This window comes from Anatilimnocola aquadivae, from assembly GCF_049819085.1.
In the GTDB taxonomy this organism is placed as follows: Bacteria; Planctomycetota; Planctomycetia; order Pirellulales; family Pirellulaceae; genus Anatilimnocola.
Genome location: NZ_CP187419.1, coordinates 2,874,545 through 2,890,897 on the forward strand (window position 1 = coordinate 2,874,545; position 16,353 = coordinate 2,890,897).

The 16,353-nt window shown below is 59.1% G+C and carries 14 protein-coding genes; 5 read left to right on the top strand and 9 right to left on the bottom strand.

Annotated features, from left to right (window positions below; translation table 11 throughout):
* Positions 1-142: 142 nt before the first annotated feature.
* The 6 genes from NA78x_RS11715 to NA78x_RS11740 all read right to left on the bottom strand — a co-directional run bounded on the left by NA78x_RS11715 (position 143) and on the right by NA78x_RS11740 (position 7,440).
* Positions 143-1,792, bottom strand: a complete 1,650-nt coding sequence (locus NA78x_RS11715) for a hypothetical protein (protein ID WP_425618634.1) — start codon at positions 1,790-1,792, stop codon at positions 143-145.
* Between the two features lie 82 nt (positions 1,793-1,874).
* Positions 1,875-3,053: a hypothetical protein gene (locus NA78x_RS11720; RefSeq protein WP_425618635.1), complete on the bottom strand. Its 1,179-nt coding sequence runs from the start codon at positions 3,051-3,053 to the stop codon at positions 1,875-1,877.
* Positions 3,054-3,310: 257 nt separating this feature from the next.
* Positions 3,311-4,078: a flagellar motor protein MotB gene (locus NA78x_RS11725; protein WP_425618636.1), complete on the bottom strand. Its 768-nt coding sequence runs from the start codon at positions 4,076-4,078 to the stop codon at positions 3,311-3,313.
* A gap of 45 nt (positions 4,079-4,123) precedes the next feature.
* A complete protein-coding gene (motA, locus tag NA78x_RS11730) occupies positions 4,124-4,987 on the bottom strand; it encodes a flagellar motor stator protein MotA (protein ID WP_425618637.1) in 864 nt (287 codons plus the stop codon).
* A 235-nt stretch (positions 4,988-5,222) separates the two neighbouring features.
* On the bottom strand, positions 5,223-6,200 hold the full coding sequence (gene cysK / locus NA78x_RS11735; protein ID WP_425618638.1) for a cysteine synthase A: 978 nt from the start codon (positions 6,198-6,200) through the stop codon (positions 5,223-5,225).
* A gap of 214 nt (positions 6,201-6,414) precedes the next feature.
* Positions 6,415-7,440, bottom strand: coding sequence for a hypothetical protein (locus tag NA78x_RS11740; protein ID WP_425618639.1), 1,026 nt, complete (start codon positions 7,438-7,440; stop codon positions 6,415-6,417).
* Between the two features lie 766 nt (positions 7,441-8,206).
* Between NA78x_RS11740 and NA78x_RS11745 the strand changes: the two genes are divergently transcribed.
* Together NA78x_RS11745 and NA78x_RS11750 are read left to right on the top strand one after the other, a co-directional pair.
* Complete coding sequence (locus NA78x_RS11745; RefSeq protein WP_425618640.1) at positions 8,207-9,280, top strand: prenyltransferase/squalene oxidase repeat-containing protein; 1,074 nt, start codon at positions 8,207-8,209, stop codon at positions 9,278-9,280.
* 60 nt (positions 9,281-9,340) lie between these two features.
* Positions 9,341-9,676, top strand: coding sequence for a hypothetical protein (locus NA78x_RS11750; RefSeq protein WP_425618641.1), 336 nt, complete (start codon positions 9,341-9,343; stop codon positions 9,674-9,676).
* Here the strand turns inward: NA78x_RS11750 and cobA are convergent.
* Positions 9,665-11,194 carry a uroporphyrinogen-III C-methyltransferase gene (cobA, locus tag NA78x_RS11755; RefSeq protein WP_425618642.1) on the bottom strand — a complete coding sequence of 510 codons (1,530 nt, stop codon included), beginning with the start codon at positions 11,192-11,194 and terminating at the stop codon, positions 9,665-9,667. The genes NA78x_RS11750 and cobA overlap by 12 nt on opposite strands.
* Before the next feature lie 64 nt (positions 11,195-11,258).
* Between cobA and NA78x_RS11760 the strand changes: the two genes are divergently transcribed.
* The 3 genes from NA78x_RS11760 to NA78x_RS11770 all read left to right on the top strand — a co-directional run bounded on the left by NA78x_RS11760 (position 11,259) and on the right by NA78x_RS11770 (position 14,286).
* On the top strand, positions 11,259-12,590 hold the full coding sequence (locus tag NA78x_RS11760; protein ID WP_425618643.1) for a hypothetical protein: 1,332 nt from the start codon (positions 11,259-11,261) through the stop codon (positions 12,588-12,590).
* 96 nt (positions 12,591-12,686) lie between these two features.
* Positions 12,687-12,962, top strand: coding sequence for a 30S ribosomal protein S20 (gene rpsT, locus NA78x_RS11765; RefSeq protein WP_425618644.1), 276 nt, complete (start codon positions 12,687-12,689; stop codon positions 12,960-12,962).
* A 61-nt stretch (positions 12,963-13,023) separates the two neighbouring features.
* A complete protein-coding gene (locus NA78x_RS11770) occupies positions 13,024-14,286 on the top strand; it encodes a hypothetical protein (RefSeq protein WP_425618645.1) in 1,263 nt (420 codons plus the stop codon).
* Between the two features lie 22 nt (positions 14,287-14,308).
* Here the strand turns inward: NA78x_RS11770 and NA78x_RS11775 are convergent, their stop codons facing one another.
* Together NA78x_RS11775 and NA78x_RS11780 are read right to left on the bottom strand one after the other, a co-directional pair.
* Entirely contained in the window at positions 14,309-14,521 is a 213-nt protein-coding gene (locus NA78x_RS11775; protein ID WP_425618646.1) for a hypothetical protein, read from the bottom strand.
* A 767-nt stretch (positions 14,522-15,288) separates the two neighbouring features.
* Entirely contained in the window at positions 15,289-16,347 is a 1,059-nt protein-coding gene (locus tag NA78x_RS11780) for a YheT family hydrolase (protein ID WP_425618647.1), read from the bottom strand.
* Positions 16,348-16,353 lie beyond the last annotated feature (6 nt).

Sequence of the window (16,353 nt, forward strand, 5' to 3'; positions counted from 1 at the left end):
CCCTGGCAAAGTTTGCCTCGGCCCGAGACTGAATCGTAGGTTTAGCCGCCGGTCGAGTCAACGATTCTGCCACGCTCGGACGTGGGGTTTGCCCACAGCACGAGCGATTGGACCATTAGGAGTCATACAAACGGCAGACCCTCTACAGGTTGGCTGGACCAGTGGTCTTCGTGGCTGACGTCGCCGCAGCCGGTGGTTGCTCCGCAGCGGGTTTGGCGGCTGGTTTGAGGCGGCGGATTTCGGCAATCATCGACTTCTGGTCCTGGTAGAAAATCCAGACTTGTCCCTTGCCGCTGCGATCAGCCATCAGCACGTGCTTCATTAGTTCTGGGTTGCGCTTCTTGTTGACAACCAGGAAGCGTGTCTGCGACTTTTGCAGGCGGTCGAGCCACGAAGGATCTCCGCTGAAGACCTTCACGTACTCGTCCCAAGTTTCTTTGTTCGTCAGATGTACGTGCGAATAGACGAGCGGCTTCAGCTGACCGTTCGTTTCCCACACCAGGTAGTCGGCCCAGTCCATCGGAGCGGCGAAGGTCCCTTCCAGCTGACGACGACTTACTTCATCGGCGACATAGATAGGCGTATCAGTCACTAGGTTCTCAGCAGGGCCACGAGCACGACCTGCGAGCATCGAATAGGTCGAAGGTGAAACGATGCAGATCATAAATACAAAACCCAGGGCGATCAGCGTGTTCATGGAACTGGGGTGATCTTCAGCTGCGGCTGGGTGCTGGTTCTTCTGGCGATAGGCAGACCAGCAAGCGGCAATGTGCGGCACAATTACCCACGGACAAACCAGCGCCCACCAAGCCAGCATGCGAATGGCAGACAGGGTGAGGAGTCCAAAAAACGCCAGCAGCAAAAACTCATAAGCTTGCCACTTGCGCGGACTGTATTTGATCAGCAGGCCGGCACCGCTGCTCGAAGCAATCATCAACACACCCGTCAGGCTGTTCGGCGAGAGCGCTCGCCATTCCGAGATGTACTGCAGCGCCGCGTGCTCGCCAAAAAAGATCGTGTGGACGAGCAGCATCGGCCCGTGAGGATTCAGGCAAGTGGCGAACAGGGCCAGCACCACTGCCAGCCAAATTCGCGGTATGCGATTGTCCTTCAAAGCCTTGCCGAAGTTGAACTCGGCCTCGCGCACGATTTCGTAAGTGAAGCCAATCGCAAACAGCCCGAGGATCGCGAGGCCCATGAGCACGCTGCCGTGCAAGTTGGCCCAGAGAGCCATGACGATCGGCAGCCAAAACAGGGGATGACGTTTGGTCTTCAGTTCGCTGCACGCGAGCAGCACCAAAGCCGCGCCCAGCATCCCGAACAATTGAGGGCGAATCGTGCCGAGAATCGGCAGGCCGAGAACAAATACCAGGGCCCCCGCTGTCCAGACCACTGCGGAACTGGTGCCACGGCGATAGACGGCCAGCATCACCACGCAACCGGTGAGTGTGACCAGCAGCGCGTGGCCGAAGGCGAGGCCTTCGTTGCCAAACGTGTGCTGCACTTCGTAGCCGACCAGTTGCGACAGCCAGGCTGAATGCAACATCGGCTGATTGACGGGCGATGCGGCAAAGGGATCGCTGGTCGGCAACGAGCCATGTTCGGCGATCCAGCGACCAAAGTTCAAATGGCCCCACAGGTCGGTGTGATTCAAGCGATTAAAGCTGGTGAACATGAACACCACGCCGGCTGCGACGATTGCGTACAGCAGAGCGCGGCTGGTGTTGGGGAACCAGGGTGACGTTAAACGGTCACGCTCGATGCAGGCCGGCACTTCGGTTGGAGTGGTCATGGATGGACCTTCGTATTCGCAGTGATTTGTTGTTGGTTTGTTAGTTTTGGGTAGCCCGATGCGTCAGCAAGAGAGATTCGCTCTAACCGCCGCTGGCAGTTTGTCCGGCTTGCCAGGCGGCATAAGGCTCGACATTGCGCCAGAGGCTCAGCGCCCGGGCGGCGTGTGTATAGGGGCCGTAGGCTCCAACCAAATCCTTTTCGTCCATTTCGGTAAGCGTGCGCACGAGCCATTGGCTGGCGCGGACGATCGTCTCACGCGGCGGTTGCACTTCATCGGGTGCATACGCGAGCCATTCGAGTTGATGGCCGGTGACGAGCAGATTGTCGTGCAGCGTGGCCTTGGTTTCTTGTTGCGCTGCAGCACCGGTCGGCCATTTGCGATTCCAAGAGCCGTCGGCATTTTGGGAAGCAACCAGCAAATCGCTGACGCGCTTCATGTACTGCAACATCGCCCGCCTGGTAGTCGGCGGGAGCACTTTGGCTTCTTCATCAATGCGATAGAGCACCGCGAGCGCTTCGAGCCGATGCAAGCCATTGCAGGGGCCGTGATCGAGCGGAGCGGCGATCAGTTCCTTCACCAGTGCGTTCGTATCGATTCGTGAACCATACTTGTTCTTCCATTGCCGCAGCGGGAACGCATAGCGGGCATAGACAATGGCCGTCCATTCGTATTCCATCCGCTCGAGGTGAAATCGCTTGAGCGAGTCGTTCAGCAATTCGCCGATCGTCGCTTCATCGCCGTCTCGCAATTTGATGGGCGTGCTCAGCGGCAAACCGGTTTCGGCAAAGGTAGCGAGCAAGTCGTCGATGTGATAACTGGAAGAAGCGCGATGCTGAATCTTCTCGTCGAACGAGCGGACATCGAGACCATCGCGACCGTAATAAAACAGCGGCAACGCTTTCTCGCCGGCAAATTTGCGAAACACCTGGTCATCGAGAAAGTACAGCTGCAGATCATTGCCCGTGGGCACTTTGGGATCGTGAAAATCAGCTTGGTTGCCCCACAATCGTAGCGCGTGGACGAAGTTGTTCGTCATCGACTCCTTGGCGGCTGGCGGTTTCACTCGATCGAGGACTGCGACCAGTTGCTCGTCGGTAGCGACGCGCGGCTCGACCTGGCTCGGTGTGATCGCCCAAGGCTGATCCTTGGCAGGCCGAATGCTCGTGGGAAGCGGCTGAATGAGCGCCAGCCGATAGACAAGCAATGTCACGGACAGCAAGGCGAGAGGAATGATCACGCGGCCAATGCGGTGGGCCATTGTGAGGGGCTGATTCGATGCGGTTGCAGCCGAGGCACAAGTTTCAGTCGCTGGAGATTCTGTCATGACAGACACCGACCTTGCAGGCAAAGTGAAGTGAATGAAAGGGGCTAGGGGTTGGGGACTAGGGGCTAGGGAATGAATGAAAGCGAAGCAAAAGTGTTCCAGGCATTTCCCGACTGCTGACTTCTGAATCCCGGCCCGCTGGCTAGCGCAAAAGCCGTTAAACCCCCGCCGCAGGGGCGGGGCGGTTGTTGTTAATGGGCGGCGGTCTTGGCATCGACGGCGGCGGCACCGGCTTCCGCAGCATCGACTTCGGCGGCTGCGCGTTCGGCGGCAGTGCCATTCAGGTCTTGGGCAAACTCACTGAGCATGAGGATTTCGACGCGATCGTTCGTGTCGTATTTCTGTTCCTCTTTGACGGCAGAGGTATACGGCTCGAAGACGCCACCCTGACTGAGGCGAATCCGATCGGGTGCGACACCTCCTTCTTCCAGGTATTTCATCGTGGCCATCGCCCGGGCATAGGAAAGTTGCCAGGCATCGTCGAACTCACTGGCCGCTGGTAGCGGGCGGCGCGAGGCATGCCCGCGAACTTCCACTTTCTGTGGCTTGCCAGCGAGTCGCGGCAGCAGCAAGTTCAAGCGCTCTTGGGCTTCGTCGTTGATTTCGGTCGAACCGTGCTTGAAAAAGATGAGGCTGCCGACGCCGCTTCGTTGCCCTTCACGCATCGTCAGCATGCGCGGCTTGCGCGCCTCGGGATCGGTCGGACTTTTCGTCAGTGACATGCGATGGGCAAAGCCCTTTTGTCGCTTGCCATCTTTGCCGGCGCGTGGGCCACCTGCGCCACTGGCGTCGTCATCGGGTTCATCGGGGAGCGATTCGAACGGATGATTGAAGTGGTGCGCAACGGCTTCCTTCAGGTCTTCTTTTTGGCCGACAAGCCACATCACCATGAAGAACGCCATCATCGCAGTTACGAAGTCAGCGTAGGCAACTTTCCATGCTCCACCTCCACCAGCCATTGTTCATGCTCCTATTTCAAACGCGATCCACTCGCGAGCCTGGCACTAACTGTTGGATTCGACAGCCTTGAGTAGCGCTTCCATCTGTTCCGCAGTGGGGCGCACTTCCGAGCCCAGGCCGCGGCGAGCAATCTCGATGCAAACCTTCGGCGGCAGATCGCTGACGAAACCTTGAATCAGCGCGGCAATGGTGCGGAAGAAGGCGATTTCTTCGTGCCCCATGAATTCGAGCTTCGTCACCATCGGGGCAAAGAAGCCGTACGAAAGCAAAATCCCGAGGAACGTACCGACGAGAGCCGCACCCACCTTGTGACCGATTTCTTCAACCGGACCGTTGATGTGACCCATCGTGATCACGATACCAAGCACCGCCGCGACGATTCCGAAGCCCGGCAAACCGTCAGCTGTTTTTTGCAACACGCTGATCGGATGATGATGCTCTTCTTCCATCTTTTTCAGTTGCATTTCCAGCATGTGGCCCAGCCGTTCGGGCGTGGCACTGCCGTCCATGATCGGCGCAAAGGCACCGACGATGAACTCGCTGACGTGATGGTTGTGCGAGATGAGTTTGTACTTGCCAAAGATGCTACTGGCGTGCAAGTCCGACAGGTGAGATTCGAGCGTGAGTAAGCCGTTGCGACGAACGAGACGAAAGACCTCGTACATCGATTGAAACAGCTCTTCGTACGACTTTTTGCCGAAGGGAGAGCCTTTGAGCGAAGCGATGCACCCTTTAACCAGGTCGATGAGGACCTTCTTGGGAGACATCACGATCAGCGCGCCGAGAGCAGCGCCACCGATGGTCACGACCTCGGACGGATGCCAGAGCGCGCCGACGTGCCCGCCGGCCATGGAGAAGCCGCCCAGCACGCAACCGATGACGACGATAAATCCGACAATGACGATCATGACGCGAGTTCCACATCGTTGCCCCCGGGCGCACGCACTCGCAGCGCACCTTCGGGCAGTGATGCAGAACTCTAGGTCAGGCTAAATGACTCGTCATGAAACGTCGGCGGAATAATCGGAATAAAGCGAGCGGCAAGGTTCAACTTGTTACTACTCCCTCTCCTCGTGTACTCACGGGGAGAGGGCTGGGTGAAGGGCCTGAACTGCTGATCTGTTCCAAACCAAATTCGCGGCCCTACTTCGCCTTCCCTTCCGCGTCGAACATCCCTTCGAACAGGATCGAGCTGAGGTAGCGTTCGCCGGAGTCGGGCAGGACGACAACGAGGGTTTTGCCGGCGTTTTCGGGCTTCTTGGCGACCTTCACCGCGGCGGCGACGGCGGCACCGCACGAGATGCCAGCGAGAATGCCCTCTTCTTTGGTGAGGCGGCGAGCGTACTCGATAGCTTCTTCGTTGGTGACTTGTTCGATCTCGTCAATCAGGTTCATGTCGAGAATCGCGGGGACGAAACCGGCACCGATGCCTTGAATCTTGTGCGGGCCTGGTTTGAGTGGCTGGCCAGCCCGTTGCTGCGTGAGGACCGGCGAGGCCGTGGGTTCCACAGCGACCGACTTGATGGCCTTCCCCTTGGTCTGCTTCAGGTAGCGAGTGACGCCCGTGATGGTGCCGCCCGTGCCCACGCCCGAGACAAAGATGTCGACGGCACCGTCGGTGTCTTCCCAAATTTCGGGGCCCGTCGTTTGTTCGTGAATGGCGGGGTTAGCCGGATTCTTGAACTGCTGCAGCAAGACCCACTTTTCGGGATCGGAGGCTACGATCTCTTCGGCCTTGTTGATGGCTCCAGTCATCCCGCGTGGACCTTCGGTAAGAACCAGATTCGCGCCAAAGGCGATCAGCAATTTGCGCCGTTCGAGGCTCATCGTCTCGGGCATGGTCAGGGTTAGTGGAATCTGCCGGGCAGCAGCCACGAATGCCAGCGCGATGCCGGTGTTACCGCTGGTGGGTTCAACGAGCGCCTTGCCTGGACCGAGCAGGCCGCGTTTTTCGGCGTCCCAGATCATCGCGGCACCGATGCGGCACTTCACCGAGTAGGCCGGGTTGCGACCCTCGATTTTGGCGAGCACCGTGCAAGGTGCGCCGTCGGTCACGCGATTCAGCTTGACGAGGGGAGTGCGACCGATTGCCTGCGAATTGTCTGCGAGCCAGCGAGCCATGAGATTCTCCTCTGCAGCCGTTCGCGGGAGGGCGAGGCGGCTAGTGACAAGGTCTAGTGGTGGAAATGGACGAGTGGTGAAAATGTGCCAACAAAAAATGCCAGCGCCCGACCTGCGGTTCGCTGGCTTCCGGTGGTCCGGTGAGCTTGTGAATGTGCGGTGCAAGTTAGCCGCGATTTGCGGCGGTTGTCAAGTTGAGGCAACTTGCGGCAACCTACGCTGCGCGGCGTTTTCCCTGCGGTTGAGCCGAGGGTGTGGTCTGCCGGGAGTGAGGCATGGGCAGGATGGTGTCGCCCTTGTGAATGACTCGTTGCGAGCGGCGGGTGGCTTCGGTTGCAGCTGAGGGACGAGTTTCCAGCCATTGGTTGATTCGAACTGGCAGGACCTGATTCAGTTCGGTAATTCTGAATTGGTTCGCGTGGACCCGTTCGAGGATCGCTTCGATGGCTTCGACGAAGAGTGACGACTGCCCTTGAGCCAACTCGTTGGTCGCCATTCGTAATGGCTCGATTTCGTGATCGAGGCAGTAGACCACGCCCGGATGCCGGTAAATTGATTCACCAAAACAGAGGACCGGAACCCGGCGGGTGAAGGCTTCGATAGCGCTACCAGAATTGACGCAGGCGACGGCGCGGCAGGTTTCGAGCGCCGCACTCAGCGACGGGGAAGTGTCCCAGGCATGACCGCGCGAGGTGACCGCTTGGCGCAGCGCTGGCGACGGTGGATGCCGCGGATGAGGGCGGACGCGAACTGGCAGCGTGGAGTGAGTGGCGACGTGTTCGACAAACTCCGCCATGTTGGCGAACCAGGGCGAATACTCGGTGATCTGAGCGTCTTCGTCGTGCTGTAATAGCACGAGCAGATCTCCTTGCGGACGGACCGGCAAGGGAGTGCGGCCGCGGGTGGCCAACGGCTTGTTCGACCAGCTGGCACCGACGTTCACGCCGACGGTATCGAGTTGAACCGTCGGGGCCTGGGGATACCAGCCATGTTCGACATAGACGACTTTTGCGCCGAGTTGGTTGAGCAGTCGCACGCTGGGCAAGTAGCGTGGCTTGACGCCGTTCCAGACAAAGGCGAGATCGGGTTTGCCGGCCCAAAGCCGATTCGGAAGCCAACCACTGAGTGGTCCCAGCCAGTAGCGTGTGGTATGTCCCTCGGCACGGCTAATGTGCGCGATCTGGCGCATCGCTGGCAAGCAGCGCGCCGAGAACGGGATTTGTACCAAGATGTTCGCCATGTTGGGCCTGTGGGCGCACGCCGACACGAGCGGTCGGTTGAACGGGACCGACGCTGACAATTGACGCCACTCCCTCTACCAGTTGAGGGGGCGTTACAGGATTTATCGTCACAACCAGACCGGCTTCCGCAGTTGAATTCGACGCAGGGCACTTGCCAGCGATGCCAGCAAAATGCCTCTGGGGCGACTGGTCAAATTCTGTCGTTCGCCGGATAAAAAATGTTTGACAAAAGATCAGCAGTTCGTGAAAACAGTGGAGATCGGTTGGAGAGCGGTGCGCGCGGACATCCGTCGACGCTTGCCCTGGGTTTAGGCAACAGCTGCTGGAGAAGTGGTTTCCCGGGGTAGAAGGCGTGGTGCAATAGTGACCGATAAACGGACTTGGAATAACCTGAAAGGGTGGTGTTCAGGGGTGTTGGGGTGGTTATCAAACGGTTATCACCTGGTCCGCTGAAAACGGTTATCGGATGGTCGCAAGTGGTTGTGTGGTAGTCGATTAGGATGGAATTGAAGTCGTGAAATTATCGCTCCAATGGTTATCAAAAGCGGTTATCAAAGGCGACGGCCCCCTGTTCAGGACGCGCGAACCGGTGATTCGCCCGGAAGTCGGGTATGAACTTTGCCCGTCTGTTGTGCGACTAATGATTGCTGCCCGCTGGGATCATTCCCCGGGCTAGATTTGCGGTTGGTTTTGCTGGCGGAGCGATCGGCCAGCGTAGATGATAGAGAAGTCGTTTTCCTCGTTTGCGAACCCGAGAATCGAGCCATGCCAGAAGGCCAGACTCTCGCTGCCCAGACTGTGGCAGCTTTGACACGTCGCCAGGCGCTACTCACGCTGGGGGGCGCAGCCGCGCTGTCGCTGGCGGGCAACTTGCCCGTGCAGGCGGCCAAGCGAGAACCCAAATGGGAAACTGCCATCGACCGTGGCTTGAAGTGGGTCGCTAAGAATCAATCGACGCAGGGACATTGGACGGCCGGTGGTTACCCTGCCGCGATGACGGCGCTCGCGGGGACCGCTCTCGTTGGTTCCGGCAGCACCACCACCCAAGGTCCGTACGCCAAGCACATTCGCAAAGCGGTCGATTTTCTCCTGAGCAAGCTGCGCGATAACGGCCTGATCGGCGATCCGCGCAACGACAACCGCTATACCTACGGCCACGGCTTCTCGATGCTCTTTCTGTCGCAAGTGCTCGGTGAAGAGCAAGACGAAGAAGTGCGCGAGGAACTGGTCAACGCCTGTACGAAGGCGGTGGAGTTTAGCGTGCGGGCTCAAGCGCCGACCGGTGGCTGGGGCTATGTGAGCACCAAGGATCAACCCGATTTTGATGAAGGCTCGACGACCATCACCCAGGTGCAAGGCCTGCGCGGTTGTCGCAACGCGGGAATCGTCGTCCCGGGCGAAGCGATCGAGAAGGCCAAGGAATATATCTACGCCTGCCGCAATGCGGACGGCGGCATTTCGTACAGTTCGCGCAATCGCGGAAGCAGCCGACCGGCGATCACCGCTGCGGCACTCGCCACGCTTTACAACGCGGGTGCGTACGACGACAAGCACGTGCCGCAGATGCTCGAGTACTGCAAAAAGAACCTGCAGAACTTGTCGGAAGGCCCGAATTCGTTCGGTCACTGGCATTACACGTATTTGTATTACGCGCAGGTGATGTATCGCCAAGGTGAAAAGGAATGGGCTCCGTTCCGCGATAAGCTTTACAACAAGATCGTCAGCGAACAGACCGGCGATGGCTCGTGGGCCGGCAACATTGGCCCGATCTATGTCACCGCTTGCAACCTAATCATGTTGCAGTTCGATAAATCGTACTTGCCGATTTTTCAGCGGTAGTCGTCGGCCGGAACATCGCGGATTACCGCTTGTTGCCGGCCTACTTTTGAGGCAAGCCGCATGGGTCCGAAAGAAGTGATCATCTTCCTGGCGGGCCTGATGCTGGGCGTTGTGATGACGCTCTTTGGCCTGCTGGTGATGCGCATTTTTGCACCGTGGCTGCGAGCCTTCCTGGGTGGCGCGCCGGTGTCGATGTTCGGCTTGATTGGCATGATGCTGCGCGGCAGCCCGGTCAATCTGCTGATCGATACCAACCTGGCGCTAGTGCACAGCGGCAAGCCCGTGAAGTTCAGCATCCGCGAGATCGAATCGAAGTACATCGCTCATCGGCACAAGATCATGACGAGCCAAGACCTGATTGAATTGTTGCTCGACGATGCGGCCTCACGGACTTGAGGCACTGCGGATCGCGGCGATCAGGCCGGGCATGGTGTAGGACTTTGCTTCAGCCGCTGGTTCGTAGCCGAGGTCGCGCAGCGTGCTCGTTGTGATGGGACTGATGCTGGCCAGCTTGGCGAGACGCAGATCGTCGCCGAAGAGGGCATGCAGCGAGCGGGCAATGGCGCTACTGGTGACAGTGATCCAATGGAGCTTGCCGGCTTGCAGGAGTGAATGAACTTCGGGTGAAGCTTGGGTGACATCGCGACTTTCATAGACGACGACTTGCTCGACGCTGCCACCCGCCGCAGTGAGTTCTTCGGCCAGCACTTCGCGTCCACGACTCGCCCGGAGGAGCAGAAACTTCTGCCCCTGGGCAAGCTCGGCGAGCGCCGTGGCCAGCGACTCGGCGCGGAACTCATCGGGCACGAGATCAGCCTTGAGCGAGTGCCGGGCAAGTTCGGCGGCGGTACCAGGACCGATGGCAGAGATCTTCAGCGAACCCAGTGCGCGCAGGTCGCGTCCCTGAGACCAGAGACGTTGCAGGAAATGTTGCACGCCGTTGCTGCTAGAAAAGACGAGCCAGTCGAAATGGTGCAAGCGCGTGAGGACTTCATCGACCGGCTGCCAATCGCTGGGTGTAGTGATTTCGATCGCCGGCTGATGCAGCACTTCGGCTCCCAGTTCGCTGAGTGGTCCACGGAGGTCTTCGATTTGATGCGCGGGGCGCGTGACGAGAATTCGTTGACCGAAGAGCGGTCGCTTGTCGAACCAACTCCAAGTGCGCGACGAGGCAGCAACTTCTCCGACGACGATGATGACTGGCGGGCGGAGCTTGAGTTGCTCGATGAACGGGGCCACTTCGCCCAGGGTCGTTTGCCACACTTGTTGGTCGGGGAAGCTGCAGCGGCGGACGAGGGCGACCGGTGTTTCGGGCGCACGACCGCCAGCCATGAGCCCACGCGACCACTCGCGCGCGGATGTGACGCCCATGTAAAAGCAGAGAGTGCCGGGGAAGCGGGCGAGGGCCAGATAGTCGAGCGGTTCGCCTGCCTTCGCCGGATTTTCGTAGCCCGTGACCAAAGCCACGGCCGAGGCCTGGTCTTTTTGCGTGAGCGGCAAGCCAGCGTAACTGGCTGCGGCGAAGGCGGCGGTGATGCCGGGGACAATCTCAAAGGGGACGTTTGCACCGACGAGGGCTTCGATCTCTTCGGCCGCTTTGGCGAAGACCGTTGGATCGCCGCACTTGAGCCGCACGACCACCCTCCCCTGCCCTGCGTCGGCAATCATCTGCGCGTTGATCTCGGCCTGCGACCAGAGACGGCCGCGGCCATGTTGGCCCAAGCAATGGAGGGTTGTCGTGGAACGACAATGGGAGAGCAATTGCGGATTGGCGAGATAGTCGTACAGTACGACGTCGGCTCGGTGCAGGCAGTCGCGACCGCGGACGGTGATCAGGCCGGGATCGCCGGGCCCCGCGCCGACGAGATAAACCACACCGGCTGCGGCAGAGGATGGAGCGTCCGGTGTTACCATGAAGATGACTTTTTCAACGAAATTCGGAAGGCGACACTTCCGAGAATAAATCGACCAGCCTGTTATGACCAGCCCTGCGAGTTCGACTCCGCCACCGACCAATCCGCCTGCGGTCCTTTCCGCGGCGCAGCGGCATCAACTGGCGCGGCAATTCGAACAGGCCAAGCAGCTGCTGAACCGCCAGCCTCCGGACTATGCCGGGACACATCGGGTGCTCAGCGATTGTTGCACGCTCGATCCCGGCAATACGCTGTTTCTGCAAGCATTGCTAGAGAACCTGCAGCGGGCGAAAGGAAAAACGGCGACAGCCTGGCCGTGGCAGGTTTGGCAAAGGCGAGCGGCTTTCAACGTGTCGCTGCGCGAGCGGTACCTTGGCTTGGCATTGAGGCATGGCTGGTTCTTGCTAGGGGAATCGCCGCGTGACGCAAAAGTTCTGGCGAACCTGGCAGAGGTTTGTTTGTTGCTCGACCACGGTCCATCGCAGGTCTTGCTGCTTCAGGAGGCCCATCGCCTTACACCCAAAGATCCAACAGTGCTTCGTGCGCTGGCCACTGCGTTGGGTGAGGCGGGGCAATTTGCTGCTGCAGGATCGATCTGGAAGGAGCTGTCGAAACAGGAGCCGCCCGACGTGTTGGCTAAAGAGTTTGCCTGGCTGTTTGTGGCCGAAGAGGTGAAACCGATTGACATATCGCAGGGTGATTTGGCTGCCCGAATCGAGTCGCACATCCAAGCCCGACGTTGGTCAGCAGCAGAAAGACTGCTTGCTGACGAAAGCGGAGCTGCCGGCAACAACCTTCGCCTGCGAGAACTAGGCGAAGAAATCATGCTGGGGCGGGCAAGAGAGAAAACGGAACTCGCCCGGCGGCAAGCAGAGCTGTTGCCGTCTCCGCGAACGCTCCGTTTGATCGACGAAGTCCTGGAAGAGCAGCGGCGCGTGGAACTTGGCGTCGCCTTCGCCCGCTACGAGCGGTTTCCGTCGGAGCCGGCATCGTCGTGGGAACTGGCGGGCTGCTTGACCCGAGCGGGGAACTGCAGCGAGGCGCTGAAGTATCTGCATCCGCTCCAGAAACTGCCCGAGTGGCGGTTGCGGGCCTTGGTCGCTGCGGGCGAGAACTGGCAGCAGTTGCGGCAGTTTGTGCGAGCTTTTGAGCTCTATCAGCAGGCGGCGGAAATTGGCACAAGCGGGGAAAATGCCGACCAAGACGAGGATTTTCAGAAGGCCCTGTATCGTGGAGCGGTTTTGGCCGAGGCCAGCGGTTCAGCGGCCGAAGCGCTCCGCTGGTGGGAGCGGCTGGTGGCCATAAATCCCGCCTATAAAGATGCCTCAGCAAGGCTGGACAACGTGCGGCTCATCTGCGATAAAGGTGGATTCTCTGCCCGGCCCGGCAGCGGCTGAACGTCTTGCTCAGCCCGCCGTTAAGCTCGGTAGAATGTCCTGACAGAACGCCGAATTGTCCTGTCTATTTGCGAAACGTGTTGTTACGGATTAGTCATGCCACACACCAGTAGTGCGAAGAAGCGACAACGTCAGAATTTGAAGCGCCGGGCCACGAACCGCGCCACCAAGAGCTTGCTCAAGACGCAGGTTCGCAAGGTGACCGCTGCGGCGACAGCCGGCGATTTGACTGCGGCCGCCACTGAGTTCAAGACTGCCGCTCAAAAGCTCGATCGCGCTGCCGTGAAGGGTGTGATCCACAAGAATGCCGCCAGCCGCAAAAAGTCGCGCTTGGCCGCTGCTTTGAAAAAAGCCGCTGGCAAGACCAAGTAACTACCGCTTTTTGGTAGTCCGGTCCGGCATCGCAAACCCAGCTTTGGCAAGGTTCGCTGTGATGCGCTCACATGATGCCCGCCGTCTCTTGCTCTTGGCAATCTTCGCTCCGCTGGTTTTGTGCGGGGCGATTCTGCCTCAGGCTGCTGCCGAAGATTCGGCCACGCAAGATGCAGCCCTGGCGATCTTTCAAAAGCGGATCGCCCCCATCCTGCAGGCCCAACGGCCGTCGAGTTGCAGTGAATGCCACCTGAGTGGTGTCGATCTGAAAGATTACATCCGGCCCACGCAACTGGAGACGTTCGCCGCCCTGCGCGACGGCGGGCTGATCAACGTCCAAGAGCCTGCCAAGTCGAAATTGCTGCAGTTTATCGACCGCAAGCCGGCGAAGCCGAGCATCGTGACCGAGAAGGTTCGGGCAGAAGAATCGGCGGCCTTCCGAGCCTGGATCTTTGCAGCAGTGAAAGACGCCACGCTGATTGCAGCGAAACCCAAGGACGGTGCTATTGGTCCACGGTTGCCTCCAGAGGTCATTCGCCACGCCCGGCAAGATCGGGTGCTGCAGTCGTTCGTCGATAACGTCTGGGCCGAAGCGGGGCGGTGTGCAGCGTGCCACTCTGCCGACCGCAACCAGCAGCAAGTGAAGAAGCACGGCGAACACATCTCGTGGATTAAACTGGCTGATCCGCAGGCCACGCTCGATCATTTGCTCGAGCATGAACTAATCGATCTCAAGCAACCCGAGCAGAGCCTGCTTTTGTTGAAGCCGCTCAACGCGGTCGAGCATGGTGGCGGCTTAAAGATGACGAAGGGTGACCGCACGTACACGCAGTTCCGCCGTTTCATCGATGACTACTTGGCCACCAAAGCGGGCAAGTATCAAACGGCCAAGGAACTGCCGGCTGTAAATGACGAAGCAGCCAACGTCTCTGAGATTTGGTTCAAGCTGACCGACATTCCCGCCACGTACGACAAGCTGTTGCTGCGAGTCGATCTCTATCGCTGGGACGAAGCAACGAAGCAGTTTTCGCAAGATCGTTGGGCCACGGCCGATCGCCAGATCTTTGGCAAAGGCGGGCTCTGGCAAAATCACTTAAGCCTGGTCGCGCCGCGAGATTCGATGCGGGCGAGAGAGCTGCTGAAAGAAGCCAAGCTGCCGAGCGGCAAGTATCTGGCCAAGATCTATCTCGACCGCCAAGACAAACTGGCCAAGAACTTCCCTGGGGAGCTAACCGCTGAAGATCTGATTGGCGAAATCGAAGTTACGAGCAACTGGCCGATTGGCTACGGCAAGATGACGGTTGTGAAGTTGCCGAAGGACTAAGAGATCGAGCCGACGCGATTGACTAGATACCGCCACCATCTTCGTAATGCTCAGGGTTGAACAGACGGTTTAGCTGGTACTCCTGCTTCGCCTTTTCAAACGCTGCCTGGTACAAGTCGACAGGATGAATGGGCTGCAACGGCGCAGTTGGGGACTGCACGACGGCGAACGGCCCACCGGTTAAATTCGGTTCCGGCAATCGGGCAAAGAATGGTTTAAGGCGGTTTTCATCCATGGGAAATCAGCCCCAAAAAAGAAGCCGACAGCCTGCTCGTTCGCTAAGCAGGCCGTCGTTGAAGATCTTCGCGAATTGCTCTAGCAGGTTCCGCAGCACACGGGCGTGTTGTTGAACGAAATGTAGCAGCAGCAACCCGAATCGCAGCAGCACTTGAGGCAGTCGCAGCACGCCTGGATCATGGCACAGCATTTAGCGTCGCCGCTGGTGCAGGTGATACACACGCCGTCTTTCGTGTACTCGCACTTGCAGATGCCCATGGTCAAGCTGCACTGACACACCTGAATGCCGTTGCAAGTGCAGCAGCATGAGCAGAGGCCGTCGCACAGCATCTTGCACAGATGTTGCAGCGTGCCGCAAGCAACTTCGTCAGCGCACTTGCAGTGGATCTTCATCCCGCCCGTGCATTTCTCAAAAGAAATCTCGCAGCGAGGAAGAACGCACCAGTTTGCAGCCGCGGGTGAACCGCCAGGCATGGCACCTGGCTGACCAAAGGGAGCGACGGCGGGGGTGGAGCGCTCCAACAACATTGAATTCGACATACTTCGACTCCTTTCACTCTACAGCCACAGCCAGCAGCGCATAGAACATCAGGAGGGAATTTCCTGGTTGCCAGTGAAGAGCTTGCTGAGCGGCCGCAGTATGCGATGCCTCTGGTAGAACCAGTCAGCCAACGCAGGCAAATAATAGAAGCCTCCCGGTGACGGTCGGCGTTGTTGGCCAAATTATGCACATCGCGGCGGCATGGTCAATCGGAGTATTTGGCTCTACACCGAGTGTTGCACGCCGGGCATTGCTTTGATACTTGGTCGCGTGAGTCGCCAGTCGGCAGCGACCAGCGGTCCGGGCATGCGAGCCAGCACCCAATCGACCACGCGCCAGTCGAGCCAGCGGCAATCGGGGTCTTTGCTGCGAGCAGCGATGTAGCCGAGATGGCCACCGCCTTCGGCCACAATCAGTTGCACAAACGGCGACAGCTTCGATTCCTGCACCGAGTTGATTGGCACGATGGGGTCGTCTTTAGCCGCCACGATCAGCGTGGGAAGGCGAATCTTTTCGAGGTACGGCCCGGAGCTGGCCTGCGAGTAGTAATCGGCCGCGTCGGTAAAGCCCGAGAGAGGCGCGGTGATGTGCGCGTCGAACTCGCGAATCTTGCTGACGCTGGAAGGAAGATTCGGCGTCAAGATATTGGGAATCGACCTTTGACGCAGAGCGATGTAGTTCTTCAGGCCCATCACAAACGAGCGCCCATAGACGCCGCGCATATTGGTTTCGACATGCGAGCAGCAGACATCGAGATCGACAGGCGGCGCGACGGCCATCACGCCCACGACATTCTCGGGCGCGGAGTCTTCCCATTCGCCGGCCATCTTCAGCACCATGTTGGCGCCCATCGAGAATCCGATGACGGCCGCTGGCGAATTGACGCAGCGTTGATTGATGTCCGCTAGCACTGCCGCCACATCTTGGCTGCGGCCAGCATGACAAAGCTGGCGCGCGAGGCCGATGCCAGCACCGCAGCCTCGCAGGTCCATGCGAAACGCGCGGACGCCATGCGCATTCAGCTTTTGGGCACACCGCTGCATGTAGCCCGACTTATGAGAGCCACCTAGTCCGTGTACTAGCAGCGCAACAGGGTCTCCCGGCTGCCACTTCTGGGGCCGGTCGTCGTGGAGCACAATCTGGTCGCCGTCCGCGAGCGTAACCAGATGCCTGGTCGCGGTATAGGGAACGGTTTGGTGGAAGAAATAGCAGCCCAAAATGGTCTGCAAATGTCCGCCACGGACCCAGGGGTGAGATTTAAAGGCAGGAAAGTGAACATCCATTTTCAA